Source organism: Mixta calida (assembly GCF_002953215.1).
Classification (GTDB): Bacteria; Pseudomonadota; Gammaproteobacteria; order Enterobacterales; family Enterobacteriaceae; genus Mixta; species Mixta calida.
Genome location: NZ_CP026378.1, coordinates 102,698 through 115,885 on the forward strand (window position 1 = coordinate 102,698; position 13,188 = coordinate 115,885).

At 58.9% G+C, this 13,188-nt stretch carries 15 protein-coding genes; 9 read left to right on the plus strand and 6 right to left on the minus strand.

Going from position 1 to position 13,188, the window contains the following annotated elements:
- Positions 1-198: 198 nt before the first annotated feature.
- From lldD to flgA, 6 genes are all read right to left on the minus strand, one after another.
- The gene (gene lldD / locus C2E16_RS00470; protein WP_084971295.1) at positions 199-1,383 is read right to left on the minus strand and encodes an FMN-dependent L-lactate dehydrogenase LldD; all 1,185 of its coding nucleotides are present in this window, start codon (positions 1,381-1,383) and stop codon (positions 199-201) included.
- A 12-nt stretch (positions 1,384-1,395) separates the two neighbouring features.
- A complete protein-coding gene (lldR, locus tag C2E16_RS00475; protein ID WP_244555342.1) occupies positions 1,396-2,172 on the minus strand; it encodes a transcriptional regulator LldR in 777 nt (258 codons plus the stop codon).
- The gene (gene lldP / locus C2E16_RS00480; RefSeq protein WP_084971293.1) at positions 2,157-3,809 is read right to left on the minus strand and encodes an L-lactate permease; all 1,653 of its coding nucleotides are present in this window, start codon (positions 3,807-3,809) and stop codon (positions 2,157-2,159) included. Before lldP ends, lldR begins: the two co-directional genes overlap by 16 nt.
- Before the next feature lie 360 nt (positions 3,810-4,169).
- Positions 4,170-4,613: a flagella synthesis protein FlgN gene (locus tag C2E16_RS00485; protein ID WP_084971291.1), complete on the minus strand. Its 444-nt coding sequence runs from the start codon at positions 4,611-4,613 to the stop codon at positions 4,170-4,172.
- Between the two features lie 11 nt (positions 4,614-4,624).
- Entirely contained in the window at positions 4,625-4,921 is a 297-nt protein-coding gene (flgM, locus tag C2E16_RS00490) for a flagellar biosynthesis anti-sigma factor FlgM (RefSeq protein WP_038629392.1), read from the minus strand.
- Between the two features lie 82 nt (positions 4,922-5,003).
- A complete protein-coding gene (gene flgA, locus C2E16_RS00495; protein WP_162287236.1) occupies positions 5,004-5,597 on the minus strand; it encodes a flagellar basal body P-ring formation chaperone FlgA in 594 nt (197 codons plus the stop codon).
- 350 nt (positions 5,598-5,947) lie between these two features.
- On the opposite strand from flgA, the gene flgB reads away from it, so the two are divergent.
- From flgB to flgJ, 9 genes are all read left to right on the plus strand, one after another.
- Positions 5,948-6,361 carry a flagellar basal body rod protein FlgB gene (flgB, locus tag C2E16_RS00500; RefSeq protein ID WP_038629397.1) on the plus strand — a complete coding sequence of 138 codons (414 nt, stop codon included), beginning with the start codon at positions 5,948-5,950 and terminating at the stop codon, positions 6,359-6,361.
- Positions 6,362-6,366: 5 nt separating this feature from the next.
- On the plus strand, positions 6,367-6,771 hold the full coding sequence (gene flgC / locus C2E16_RS00505) for a flagellar basal body rod protein FlgC (RefSeq protein WP_038629399.1): 405 nt from the start codon (positions 6,367-6,369) through the stop codon (positions 6,769-6,771).
- Positions 6,772-6,782: 11 nt separating this feature from the next.
- On the plus strand, positions 6,783-7,442 hold the full coding sequence (locus C2E16_RS00510; protein ID WP_038629401.1) for a flagellar hook assembly protein FlgD: 660 nt from the start codon (positions 6,783-6,785) through the stop codon (positions 7,440-7,442).
- Between the two features lie 40 nt (positions 7,443-7,482).
- Positions 7,483-8,706, plus strand: coding sequence for a flagellar hook protein FlgE (gene flgE, locus C2E16_RS00515; protein ID WP_104951383.1), 1,224 nt, complete (start codon positions 7,483-7,485; stop codon positions 8,704-8,706).
- A 13-nt stretch (positions 8,707-8,719) separates the two neighbouring features.
- On the plus strand, positions 8,720-9,469 hold the full coding sequence (locus tag C2E16_RS00520; RefSeq protein ID WP_038629404.1) for a flagellar basal body rod protein FlgF: 750 nt from the start codon (positions 8,720-8,722) through the stop codon (positions 9,467-9,469).
- 23 nt (positions 9,470-9,492) lie between these two features.
- On the plus strand, positions 9,493-10,275 hold the full coding sequence (gene flgG, locus C2E16_RS00525) for a flagellar basal-body rod protein FlgG (protein WP_084971287.1): 783 nt from the start codon (positions 9,493-9,495) through the stop codon (positions 10,273-10,275).
- A 180-nt stretch (positions 10,276-10,455) separates the two neighbouring features.
- Entirely contained in the window at positions 10,456-11,115 is a 660-nt protein-coding gene (locus tag C2E16_RS00530) for a flagellar basal body L-ring protein FlgH (RefSeq protein WP_244555343.1), read from the plus strand.
- Between the two features lie 11 nt (positions 11,116-11,126).
- Positions 11,127-12,245 (plus strand): flagellar basal body P-ring protein FlgI, encoded by a 1,119-nt coding sequence (locus C2E16_RS00535; RefSeq protein WP_084971285.1) that lies wholly within the window; start codon positions 11,127-11,129, stop codon positions 12,243-12,245.
- Positions 12,245-13,177 (plus strand): flagellar assembly peptidoglycan hydrolase FlgJ, encoded by a 933-nt coding sequence (flgJ, locus tag C2E16_RS00540; RefSeq protein ID WP_104951384.1) that lies wholly within the window; start codon positions 12,245-12,247, stop codon positions 13,175-13,177. Before C2E16_RS00535 ends, flgJ begins: the two co-directional genes overlap by 1 nt.
- Positions 13,178-13,188 lie beyond the last annotated feature (11 nt).

Genomic DNA, 13,188 nt, shown 5'->3' on the forward strand with positions numbered 1-13,188 from the left:
CGCGAAAGCCTGAGCAGACAAGATAAAAACCCGGCGGCGACGCCGGGTTTTCTGTTTCTACGTGATGCTTGCCCGCTTTTCTTATTGCTGGCGGGCTGAGCCTGGCTGACGTTGCGCTGGCAGAGGCATTAACCCTTACGCCTGGCCGCCGAACCGGTGGCCGTGGTGATTTTTACGCTTGCCCGCCGCGTTCTTGCCTTAGTCGTTGGCCACCGCCTGCGCCAGCGCGTCGGGCTGCATCGGCGCTACCGCCTGCACCAGCGAATCACGGGTGATTTCCGCAATCGAGCGCGCGCCGGTCAGCGTCATCGCCACGCGCATCTCTTTTTCAAACAGGTTCAACAGATTGGTCACGCCCGCTTCGCCCGCCGCCGCCAGCGCGTAGAGAAACGCGCGCCCCAGCAGCACCGTATCCGCGCCCAACGCGATCATGCGTACCACGTCCAGCCCGCTGCGCACGCCGCCGTCCGCCAGAATCGCCAGATCGCCCTTTACCGCGTCGGCGATGGCGGGCAGCGCGCGCGCCGACGAGAGCACGCCGTCCAGCTGGCGGCCGCCGTGGTTAGAGACCACAATGCCGTCCGCGCCGAAACGCACCGCGTCGCGCGCATCCTCCGGGTCGAGAATGCCTTTGATGATCATCGGCCCTTTCCAGAAGTCGCGAATCCACTCCAAATCGCTCCACGAGATCGACGGGTCGAAGTTATTGCCCAGCCAGCCGATGTAATCTTCCAGGTGAGTCGGCTCGCCGCGATAAGCGGAGATATTGCCGAGATCGTGCGGACGGCCATAAATGCCGACGTCCCACGCCCACTGCGGATAGAACGCCGACTGGATATAGCGGCGCATCGCCGCGTTCGGGCCGCTCATGCCGGAGTGCGCGTCGCGGTAGCGCGCCCCCGGCACCGGCATATCGACGGTGAACACCAGCGTCGAGCAGCCTGCCGCCTGTGCCCGCTCCAGCACGTTACGCATAAAGCCGCGGTCGCGCAGCACGTAAAGCTGGAACCACATCGGGCGCTGCATCGCCGGCGCCACTTCTTCAATCGGGCAGAGCGACACGGTGGAGAGGGTAAAAGGAATACCTTTTTTATCCGCCGCACGCGCCGCCTGCACCTCGCCCCGGCGCGCGTACATGCCGCACAATCCCACCGGCGCCAGCGCCACCGGCATCGACAGCGTTTCGCCGAACAGCTGCGTCTCCAGGCTCAGCGAAGACATATTGCGCAGAATGCGCTGGCGCAGCGCGATTTGCGCCAGATCTTCGCTGTTGCGTTTCAGGGTGTACTCGTCATAGGCGCCGCCGTCGGCGTAGTGAAACAGAAACGGCGGCACTTTGGCTTTCGCTGCGGCTCGGTAATCTTTTGCTGATGAGATAATCACGGTCTTCCTCGCTTACGCTTTACTGTCTGGAATGCGCAGACTGCGCGCCCGTCGCGCCTCTTCCTCATGCAGGTTGCGCATGGTGGCGTCGACAAATTCAAGGTGGTGGATGGTGGCGCTGCGCGCCCGTTCGGCGTCGCCCGCGATAATCGCCTGACACATCGCCTGATGCTGCACCGCCAGCTGCTGAAAAATCTCCGGCGCGGTATACATCCGCTGGCGGCTCTGCATCACCGACGACTGCAACAGATCGAACAGGCCGCGCATCGCCTGTAACAGCACCAGATTGTGGGCGGCTTCGGCGATCGCCAGATGGAAGCGCACGTCGGAATGCGCCGCCAGGTCAGGGTCGTCGCGGTCGCTGACCTGCAGCATCATCTGATAGCAGCGCTCGATATGCGCTTTGTCTTCCGCCGTGGCGCGGCGCGCGGCGTGCCAGGCAGTGCTGGCTTCAATGGCGATGCGCGCCTCCAGTACGTCATAACGGTAGCCGGGATCGTCCGCCAGCAGCGTGCTGAGCGGCATCACCAGCCGCGCTGCCGACCAGTCCGCCGCACGTTCGGCGATAAAATTGCCGCCGCCGCGTCGGCTGACCAGCACGCCTTCGCTGATCAGCTTTTGCAGCGCCTCGCGCAGCGACGATCGGGAAACCATCAGCTGCTGCGCCAGCTGGCGCTCTGCCGGCAGCCGTTCGCCGGGCTGAAGCCGCTGCTGGTCGATAAACGCTCGCAGGCGTTCCGCCAGGCTCTCGGCCAGACGTCGTTCTTCATGCATTACGGGATCATCCATGGGAATACCCAGGCCTGTAACGAGGTGATAATGCCCACGATACAGGTGAAAATCAGGCTGTGTTTAACGGTAAAGCGGAACAGGTCGGCCTCTTTGCCGACCAGCCCCACCGCGGCGCAGGCGATGGCGATCGACTGCGGAGAAATCATTTTGCCGGTGACGCCACCGGTGGTGTTGGCGGCGACCAGCAACACCTCCGGCACGCCGATCTGCTGCGCGGTGGTCGCCTGCAAGGCGGCGAACAGGGCGTTTGAGGAGGTATCGGAGCCGGTCAGGAACACGCCGAGCCAGCCAAGAAACGGTGAAAAGAAGGTAAAGGCGTTGCCGGTGTGGGCGAGCGCCAGCGCCAGCGTGGTGGAAAGGCCCGAATAGTTGGAGACGAAGGCGAACGCCAGCACCGCGCCGATGGAGTAGATCGGCAGCGCCAGTTCGCGCAGGGTTTCGCCAAAGGCGCTTAGCGCCTGAGCGGGCCGCATGCGCAGCCAGATTACCGACAGCAGCGCGGCGATAAAAATCGCGGTGCCGGTGGCGGAGAACCCGTCGAGCTTATAGATGGCGGCATACGGCGTGGCGGCGGCGACCACCGGCGGCATCTTGATCACCTGCTGATGCAGGAACGGCACGGCGAACGAGAACACCCAGTCGTAAAGCGCGCCGCCGGGGGCGAACAGCGCCTTAAACGGCGGGATGCTCCACAGGGTGACGGTCAGGGTTAAAAACAGGAACGGCATCCAGGCGCGGATAACCTGCGCCGTGCTGTAGCGGGTAACCCGGCTTGCTTCGCCGTTAGCGCCCTCCTGGGTGTCGAAGCGGAAAATACGCGCTGGCTTCCAGACGCGCAGAAACAGCGTCAGGCAGAGCAGAGAGACCAGCGCGGAGATCACGTCCGGCAGCTCCGGGCCGAGGAAGTTGGAGGTCAGATACTGCGCGATGGCGAAAGAGCCGCCGGAAACCACTACCGCAGGCCAGGTCTCTTTCACCCCACGCCAGCCGTCCATGATCGCCATAACCCAGAACAGTACGATCATCGTCAGAAACGGCAGCTGACGTCCCGCCATCTGGCTGATCTCCATCGCATCCACGCCGGTGACCTGCCCGGCGACGATAATCGGAATCCCCATGGCGCCAAAGGCGACCGGCGCAGTATTCACAATCAGGCAGAGCCCGGCGGCGTAGACCGGCTTAAAGCCCAGACCGACCAGCAGCGCGGCGGTGATCGCCACCGGCGCGCCGAAGCCCGCCGCGCCTTCCAGAAACGATCCAAAAGCGAAGCCGACGATCAACATTTGCAGGCGCTGATCCTCGGTAATCGACAAAATCGAGTTGCGAATAATGTCGAACTGGCCGGTTTTCACCGTAATTTTGTAGACGAATACCGCGGCGACAATAATCCAGGCAATGGGCCACAGCCCATAGAAGAAACCATAAACGGCAGAAGCGAGCGCCTGGTCGACGGGCATACGGTAAAACAGCAGCGCCACGGCCAGCGCGATCAGCACTGTAATGGTGCCTGCGAGATAGCCTTTCAGCCGCAGCTTCGTCAGCGCGAAAAAGAAAAAGATAATGGGAAGCGCGGCAATCAGGCTCGACAGCCAGATATTATCGAGCGGATCGTAAAGTTGCTGCCAGTTTTGCATGATCCTGATTCTCCAGAAGGGGCCTGCCTTCAGGCGGCAGAGATCGACAGCGCCGCAGTCAGACAGCACGCAGCCGTAAGGCTGGCCAGACCAAAAGGAATATAAATGTTAAATAATTGTTTATCTGGTGCGGGGGCGAATGCAATATTTCGCTAAATCTTTCATTTGAGGCTGGAAGATTTGTCACAAAGCAGTGGGTTTGGTCGGACCAATTTGGGCGGGAGATGCGCGCGCAGCGGCAAGCTAAAACTGGCGACGGCAGAACGGATCGCAGCGCAGCAATAGCGTCGCGGCGGCCGCGAAAAAAAAGCTTTCTGTTAAGAAAGCCGGCAAATTACATCAGAGAGAAGGATGCTTTGTTTATATAGTAATATTGTAAGCGCGCGTGGAGCCGTTATTATCCGACTGCCCGCCCGCGGTATACAGGCCTGGCGCCGCCGCCGTTTTATCTATCGCGCGGATTAAATTGCGCGCTCTTTGCATATGCATTTCCAGCAGCTGGCTGGTTTGCTGATTCATCTCGCTGGCTCTTTTAATCGTCGGCACCATGTCGTTCCAGAGCGCGGCCAGCGTCGGCTGCTGCGGATAGGGCGCGAACAGTTGCAAAGAATCTTCCTGCTGTTTTCGCTGCTCGTCATAATACGCGACGGTCGACAGCAGGCGGCTTTTCATATCGGAAATGCGCTGAAGCGAAACCGGATTAATCTGCGCGCCGCTGAGCTGTTTTACCTCTTCCACCAGCACGACATCCAGTTCGTTTAGCGTTTCCTGCAATTTATTTAAGGTGGCCTGTAAAGTGTCCATGCTCGCTTTTATTACCAGTCTTCAAGGATATTCTGCAACAGCGACTCAGCAATTTTATCGTAATCCATATGCAGTTCGCCGTTGCGGATCGCCTGTTTAATCTGCTCGACGCGCACGCTGTCCACGTCCTGAGAGTCGTCTTGTTTAATATGCTGCGTTAAAGCGCTGAGTTTAACGTCGGTGCCCTGCTGCGACGCCGGGGTAGATTTTGTTGCGCTGTCCGCCAGGTTGCGTTGAGTGAGCTTCACTTCCTGCTGAATTTGGGCGGGCGTAACAGGTTGCGTTTTCAGCGTTTGGTTAATGCTCATTATTTGTTCTCCGAAACCTGTATGTTGGTTATCTTGCCGTTATTATCAATATCGGTATTTTCCCGGATAACTAAAGATGAAACTACAAATTTATCCGTACGCTGCCGTCTTTATTCACACTGCCGCTGACCAACTGGCCCGTTTTCATGCGCACCCGCACCGCTTCATCCACTGCGGCATTATCCAGCGCTTTGCCTTTGGCATAGATATGAAAGCCATCGCCCCAGGCAATCACGTCCACTTCCTCGCCGCGGCTGACGCGCCAGCTTTTGCGCAGCTGATTTTGCGTCAGCGGCTGTCCGGCGCGCACCGCGCGGGTGAGTACCGCGCCTTCGATACTTCCCAATTGCGTCATCACATCGCCCGGCAGGTTAGCCAGCGAACCGCTGCGCGGCACAATATCCTGCGCATTCAACATGCTGCCCGCTTTGAGGTCGCGCGCCGCCACCCACCAGCGGCCCTCTGCTTCCACCCTGATCTGGATAAAATGCTTTTTATTGCCGCACTGCGCCACCACCGTTCTGTTGCCGGTAAGACGCTGGGCGCCGCTCAGGGAGAGACGCGGCTTGTCGCACAGCGCCATGCGCTTTTCTGCCGTAGAGAGCAATGTCGCCCGACGCACCACGCCGGTTTCGCGGCTGTCGCCGTTTAATAAGGCGTTAATTTTCTGGATCAATGAATCATTATCAATCTGTGCTGACGTGGTAAAAGGAATGAAAAATAAAAGTAATAATATTTTCCACCAGCGGTAAAATAATTTTTTCATGCTAATCCGAGTCGGTAGCTATAATAAAGAATAAGATGATTCATACATCCTGAAGCGTGCGTTAGTGTAGCGCTAATCTGACAGAAAATAATCGACAGAAATGGCGTCATTTCTGCATTTAATTAGCGGAATGGCGCCTTTATTCATAATTAGCCCGGTAAATACCATAATATTTGTCTTATTTTTGCGGTATAGATTATTTCCAATCCCCTTTATAGTCCTCTGCGTTAATCTCCGTGTAAAAAAAGGCCCGTCTTGTCATGATGGATAAACTCGATAAGGCACTCTATTTTCAGCAGGAAGCGCTGAGTTTACTCGCCCGCCGGCAGGATATTTTAGCGTCGAATATCGCTAACGCCGATACGCCGGGCTATTTAGCCAGGGATATCGACTTTTCTCAGCAGCTTAAACAGGCGGTCAGTCAACAGCGCAGCCGTACTGAGCCCTTAACGCTGAATCTGACCGCCGCCAGGCATATCCCGGCAACGGCGACGGTCTTTAATCAGACCGATTTATTATATCGGATTCCCGATCAGCCCAGCGCTGACGGCAATACCGTCGATATGGATCGTGAGCGAGTTAATTTCGCTGACAACAACATCAAATATCAAACCAGCTTAACCATTCTCGGTTCCCAGATTAAAGGGATGATGAGCGTGATCAGTCAGGGTTAATCGTCATGTCTTTATTCAGCATTTTTGATATTTCAGGTTCCGCCATGACGGCGCAGTCGAAGCGACTGAACGTCAGCGCCAGCAATATGGCGAACGCCGACAGCGTCGTCGGGCCAGACGGTGAACCCTACCGCGCGCGTCAGGTGGTTTTCCGCGTCAATCAGGCGCCCGGTCAGGAGATCGGCGGCGTGCAGGTCAGTGACGTGGTGGAAAGCAACGCCCCGGATCGCATGGTGTACGAGCCCGGCAATCCGTTAGCGGACGCCCGTGGCTACGTGCGGATGCCGAATGTGGATGTCGTGGGTGAAATGGTCAACACCATTTCCGCTTCGCGCAGCTATCAGGCCAACGTGGAAGTATTGAATACCGCCAAGGCGCTGATGCTGAAGACGCTGACGCTGGGTCAATAAGGAGAGTTGAAATGGCCGTCTCGCCAGTTACCAGTAATTACAGCGCCGCCAATAATACCAATGGTTCATCGATTGACGATATCACTAACAACTTCATGAACCTGCTGGTTGCGCAGATGCAAAACCAGGACCCCACCAACCCGATGGACAACAATCAGCTCACCTCGCTGATGGCGCAGTTCAACACGGCGGCGGGCGTTCAGCAGCTGAACAGTTCAATGAATAACGTCGGCCAGCTGGTGGTCAGCATGCAGCAGATGAACGCGGCGCAGTGGGTTGGACGCAGCGTTTATACCGAAGGCGACAGCACCGTCACCAAAGCGGAAGACACGCTCGCGTTCTCGGTCGAAAACGACGTCGATAAAGTGAACGTGGTGCTGACCGACAGCGAGGGCAACAGCTATACCGCTGAACTGAAAGATGTCAAAGCGGGCGTGCATAAATACCGCTTCGACGAGCTGACCGGGTTCCAGCCGGCGACGCCGGAGTTAGGTGAAGGCAAGTCTTACAAAGTCACCTATACCGCTGCCAACGAGGATGGTTCTGCACCAAAAATCGTTTCCCTGAAACATGGCAAAGTGGAGAGCGTCTCCTTCACCCTGACCGGTGCGGTACTGCAACTGGGACTGGGCGGCAGCGCCACGCTGAGCCAGGTTTATCTGATTGAGTAATTTCCGTTTTAGCATTTATTAGCGGCCAGGAAGGTTACGTATGAGTTTTTCACAAGGTCTTAGTGGACTGAACGCGGCGTCGCAGGCGCTGGATGTCGTCGGCAACAACATCGCCAACTCCCAGACCGTTGGATTTAAATCCGGCTCCATCTCTTTTGCCGACGTCTTTGCCGGATCGCAAATCGGCATGGGCGTACAGGTGGCCGGGGTTAAACAGAATTTTAGCGATGGCGTGCTGGGCCAGGGCAGCAGCAGCCTGGATATGGGCATCCAGGGGAACGGATTTTTCCGCCTGGTGAGCGAAGCCGGGCAGGTTTTTTACAGCCGCAACGGGCAGTTCAAAACCAATGAGAACGGTTATATCGTCAACGATATGGGTATGCAGCTCACCGGTTATCAGGCGACAGGCACGCCGCCAGCGATTCAGCCTGGCGCCGCGGTCGGCCCGATCCAGATCCCCACCGGGCAGATGCCGGCGCGCGCCTCTGACGGCGGCACGATGACGGGCAACCTCGACTCCGGCACGGACCCGATCGCCGCCGATATCCCCTTCGATCCCAAAGACAACAAAAGCTATAGCTCGGTATCCCAGGTTGACGCCTACGACAGCCTTGGCAACCGCCACACGGTGAACGTCTACTTCGTAAAAACCGGCGACAACGCGTGGAAAGTCTATACCCATGACACCACCGCGCCGAAGATCGGTGACAACGGCAAAGAAGAGTATCAGCAAATGGATCTCGCCTTCGACAGTGCCGGTCAGCTCACCACCAATCCGGCCACTGTCAAAATTGAGAGCTCAGCCTGGAACGGCGCCGACGCGCTGGATTTCGAACTGGATATGACCGGCATGACGCAGCAGGCTGCCGATACCGCGATGGACAGCCCCAGCACCACCGGTTATGCGCCAGGCTCGATGAACGGCTATACCATCGGTGACAACGGCCAGATTATGGCCTCCTACAGCAACGGCCAGCAGCAGCTGCTGGGCCAGGTGGTGCTGGCGAACTTCACCAACGCAGGCGGCCTCGCCTCCAGCGGCAACAACTGCTGGACTGAAACCCCATCCTCCGGTCAGCCTGTCATCGGCGTAGCGGGCACCGGTAACCTGGGCAACCTGTACGGCAACAAGCTTGAGGCGTCCAACGTGGATCTGAGTCAGGAGATGGTCAACATGATCGTTTACCAGCGCAACTATCAGTCCAACTCGCAGACGATCAAAACCCAGTCTGAGCTGTTGCAGACCCTGGTGAACCTGGGATAACGGCGGATAAGGTATGGATCGCGCAATATATACCGCTATGGGCGCGGCGAACGCCGCGCTTAACCGTCAGGCGGTCACGGCGAATAACCTGGCGAACGTCTCCACCAACGGCTTTCGCGCCCAGCTTACCGCATACCGCGCGGTGCCGGTCAACGGCCCCACCGACGCCACGCGTGTGCTGGTTACTGAATCAACGCCCTACAACGACTACACCATGGGCGCTATCAACCAGACCGACCGCAGCCTGGATGTGGCGATGCCGCAGAACGGCTGGCTGGCGGTGCAGTTGCCGGACGGCGGCGAAGCCTATACGCGCGACGGCAATATTGAAGTCGACAGCGAAGGGCTACTGCGCGTCAGAGGCTATCCGTTGATGGGCGACGGCGGTCCGATCGCCATTCCGCCGCAGGCGCAGGTGACCATCGCGCCGGACGGTTCCATTACTGCGCTGGGCGCAGGCGATGAGCCCACCGCGCTGGCGCTGGTCGGACGGCTGAAAATGGTTACGGCGCAGCCGTATATGCTGCGCAACGGCGACGACGGCCTGTTCCATGTGGATCCCGCGCAGCAGGAGAATCCGGTGCTGCCCGCCGATCCTGAACTGAGGCTGATGCCCGGCGCGCTGGAAAGCAGCAACGTCAGCCCGGTGAAGGCGATGGTCGATATGATCGCCACCGCGCGCGGCTTTGATATGCAAATGAAAGTGATCTCCACCGTCGACGATAACGCCAAGAACGCCAACCAACTGCTTAGCATAAGTTAATAACCGGCAAGGAGAAGCCTGCCATGATGCGTGCCTTATGGATTGCCAAAACCGGTCTGGAAGCGCAACAGACCAATATGGACGTCATTACCAACAACCTGGCGAACGTCAGCACCAACGGATTTAAGCGTCAGCGCGCGGTGTTTGAAGATCTGCTGTATCAAACGCTGCGTCAGCCGGGCGCGCAGTCGTCAGAACAGACCACCATCCCCTCCGGGCTACAGGTCGGCACCGGCGTGCGTCCGGTGGCGACGGAGCGCATTCACGGCCAGGGCGGTCTGACGCAGACCAATAACGCGAAAGATGTCGCCATCAGCGGCCAGGGTTTTTTCCAGGTGCTGCTGCCGGATGGCACCACGGCCTATACCCGTGACGGCGCGTTCCAGATCGATCAGAACGGACAGCTGGTGACCGCCAGCGGCTACCCGATCCAGCCGGCGATTACGCTGCCGCAGGATGCAGGTTCGCTGACCGTCGGCAGCGATGGCCTGGTCAGCGTCACGCTGGCCGGGCAGACCGCGCCGCAGCAGGTTGGACAGCTGACGCTGACCACCTTTATCAACGACTCCGGCCTGGAAAGCATCGGTGAGAACCTCTACCGCGAAACCCAGTCTTCCGGCGCGCCGAATGAATCCACGCCGGGGCTGAACGGCGCGGGCACGCTGAAACAGGGCTACGTGGAGACCTCCAACGTCAACGTGGCCGAGGAGCTGGTGAATATGATCCAGACGCAGCGCGCCTATGAGATCAACAGCAAAGCCGTATCCACCTCCGATCAGATGCTACAGCGACTGGCGCAGCTCTGATCGTAGCGGGAGCAGGGCGCGACCGTCAGGCCGCGCCCGCTCGCATCTGTACTTACCGTAGTGAATATCATGATAAATCCGTCCGCCTTTACGCCGCCTGGCGCGAATACCCTCTCCCGCGTCGCTTCTCATCCCGTGAGCCGCCTGGCGGCTTCCGCAGGCCGTTTGGCGACGCTGACGATGCTCGGCGCGCTGCTGACCGGCTGCGCCGGCATTCCACATCAGCCGCTGGTCCAGGGCGCCACCAGCGCCAGCCCGACGCCGCCTCAGCTGAATGAAGCCAACGGATCGATATTTCAGACCGGGCAGGCGATGAACTACGGCTATCAGCCGCTGTTTGAAGATCGCCGTCCGCGCAATATCGGCGATACCCTGACGATCCTGTTACAGGAAAACGTCAGCGCCAGCAAAAGCTCGTCGGCCAACGCCACCAAAGGCGGATCGGTGGGGCTGGGCTTCGATGCGATGCCGCGCTTTATGAGCGGTCTGTTCGGCGGCGATCGCGCCGCAACTTCGATTGAAGGCGAAAACGACTTCACGGGCAAAGGCGGCGCGGCGGCCAGGAACGCCTTCAGCGGCACCATCACCGTTACCGTGAAGCAGGTGCTGGAAAACGGCAACCTGCTGGTGGTGGGCGAAAAACAGATCGCGATTAATCAGGGCACCGAATTTATCCGTTTTTCCGGCGTAGTGAATCCGCGCACCATCAGCGGCAGCAACACAGTGATCTCTACGCAGGTAGCCGATGCGCGCATCGAATATGTCGGCAGCGGCTATATCAACGAAGCGCAGCAGATGGGCTGGCTGCAACGCCTGTTCCTTAACCTTTCACCTTTCTGACAGGCTGATTTATGAGAACGCCATTTTATCGCTTTTGTCTGCATGCCTGTCTCAGCCTGGCCGTGTTGCTGGCGCCGAACAGCCATGCGGAACGCATACGGGATTTAACTACCATTCAGGGCGTGCGCAGCAACTCGCTGCTTGGCTACGGGCTGGTAGTGGGTCTGGACGGCACCGGCGATCAGACCATGCAGACGCCGTTCACCACCCAAAGCCTGAGCAATATGCTGTCTCAGCTGGGGATTACGGTGCCGACCGGCACCAATATGCAGCTAAAAAATGTCGCGGCGGTGATGGTGACGGCGGAGCTGCCGCCCTTTGCCCGCGCGGGCGAGAAAATCGACGTGGTGGTCTCCTCGATGGGCAACGCCAAAAGCCTGCGCGGCGGCACGCTGCTGATGACGCCGCTCAAAGGCGTGGATAATCAGATCTACGCGCTGGCGCAGGGCAACCTGCTGGTATCGGGCGCGGGCGCGCAGAGCGGCGGCAGTCGGGTGCAGGTCAACCAGCTGAACGGCGCGCGCATCAGCGGCGGCGCCACGGTTGAGCGTGAAGTGCCCACGCAGTTCGGCAACGAAAATCTGCTGCGCCTTCAGCTGAACCAGGAAGACTTTAGCCTGGCCCAGCGCATCAGCGATGAAATCAACCGACGCTACGGCGGCGGCACGGCGATGGCGGAAAACGCGCGCGTGATCAAGCTGTTCGCGCCGATCGGCAACACGGAAAAGGTGCGTTTTCTCGCCGATATCCAAAATATCTCCATCAAAACCGGGCCGATGGAGGCGCGCGTCATTGTCAACTCGCGCACCGGTTCGGTGGTGATCAACCGTCACGTTACGCTGGATGCCTGCGCCGTGGCGCAGGGCGATCTCTCAGTAGAGATTTCGCGCAGCAATCAGGTCAGCCAGCCTGATACGCCGCTGGCGGGCGGGCAGACGGTGGTGGTGCCCGATACGCAGATTTCACTGCGCGAGCAGGGCGGCGCGCTGCAACGCGTCAACACCAGCGCCGATCTGAACGCGGTGATCAGGGCGCTGAACAGCCTGGGCGCGACGCCGAACGATTTGATGTCGATTTTGCAGTCGATGAAAAGCGCCGGCTGCCTGAACGCGAAGCTGGAAATGAACTGATGAAAGCACCGTCAATGAATCCGGGCGCCGCCTTCGATGCGCGTACGCTGGAAAACCTGAAACAGGTGGCGAAGCAGGACCCGCAGCGTGGCCTGCGCGCCGCCGCGCAGCAGATGGAAGGGCTGTTCGTTCAGATGATGTTGAAAAGCATGCGCGCGGCCACTTTTAAAGATGGACTGTTTAACTCGCAGCAGTCGGAAATGTTTACCGCCATGTACGATCAGCAGCTGTCGCAAGATTTGGCGGCGCAGGGACAGACCGGGCTGGCCGATAAGCTGGTGCAACAGCTGGGCGGCACGCCGCTCAACGTTGCTGGCAGCGCGCCGGTCGCGCTGTCGACGCGGCAGCTGCCTTACGAACGGCCGCTGGGCCGCCAGCAGAGCCCGGCGGTCGCCGCGCCCGCGCCCGTGTCGGCCTCGCACGCTCATACGCAGGGCGGCGGCTTTATCTCTCGCCTGCTGGCGCCGGCGGTAGATGTTTCCCGTCGCACCGGTATCCCGCATCAGCTAATTCTGGCGCAGGCCGCGCTGGAGTCGGGCTGGGGCAACCGGGAAATCCGCCAGCAGAATGGGCAGCCAAGCTATAACCTGTTCGGCATTAAAGCGACGCCGGACTGGAAAGGGAAATCGACGGAAATCACCACTACCGAATATATCGACGGCGTAGCGCGCAAAGTGAAAGCGGCGTTCCGCGTTTACTCTTCCTATACCGAAGCATTACAGGATTACAGCGCATTGCTGGCGCGTCATTCGCGTTATAAGAATGTGATGCAGGCGAAAACGCCAGAGCAGGCCGCCCATGCTCTGCAACAGGGCGGTTACGCCACCGATCCGAACTACGCCAAAAAATTGATCGGCATCATGCAACAAATAAAAATAAATATTGAAAAAACGGCGAGCGCCTATAAAAACGATTTGACTTCATTATTTTAATTGCGTGGGTT

Coding starts and splice junctions, on each gene's coding strand:
- lldR (WP_244555342.1), bottom strand. CDS start 2,172: ATGGATGATCCCGTAATGCATGAAGAACGACGTCTGGCCGAGAGCCTG.
- lldP (WP_084971293.1), bottom strand. CDS start 3,809: ATGCAAAACTGGCAGCAACTTTACGATCCGCTCGATAATATCTGGCTG.
- C2E16_RS00485 (WP_084971291.1), bottom strand. CDS start 4,613: ATGGACACTTTACAGGCCACCTTAAATAAATTGCAGGAAACGCTAAAC.
- flgM (WP_038629392.1), bottom strand. CDS start 4,921: ATGAGCATTAACCAAACGCTGAAAACGCAACCTGTTACGCCCGCCCAA.
- flgB (WP_038629397.1), top strand. CDS start 5,948: ATGATGGATAAACTCGATAAGGCACTCTATTTTCAGCAGGAAGCGCTG.
- flgC (WP_038629399.1), top strand. CDS start 6,367: ATGTCTTTATTCAGCATTTTTGATATTTCAGGTTCCGCCATGACGGCG.
- C2E16_RS00510 (WP_038629401.1), top strand. CDS start 6,783: ATGGCCGTCTCGCCAGTTACCAGTAATTACAGCGCCGCCAATAATACC.
- flgE (WP_104951383.1), top strand. CDS start 7,483: ATGAGTTTTTCACAAGGTCTTAGTGGACTGAACGCGGCGTCGCAGGCG.
- C2E16_RS00520 (WP_038629404.1), top strand. CDS start 8,720: ATGGATCGCGCAATATATACCGCTATGGGCGCGGCGAACGCCGCGCTT.
- flgG (WP_084971287.1), top strand. CDS start 9,493: ATGATGCGTGCCTTATGGATTGCCAAAACCGGTCTGGAAGCGCAACAG.
- C2E16_RS00530 (WP_244555343.1), top strand. CDS start 10,456: ATGCTCGGCGCGCTGCTGACCGGCTGCGCCGGCATTCCACATCAGCCG.
- C2E16_RS00535 (WP_084971285.1), top strand. CDS start 11,127: ATGAGAACGCCATTTTATCGCTTTTGTCTGCATGCCTGTCTCAGCCTG.
- flgJ (WP_104951384.1), top strand. CDS start 12,245: ATGAAAGCACCGTCAATGAATCCGGGCGCCGCCTTCGATGCGCGTACG.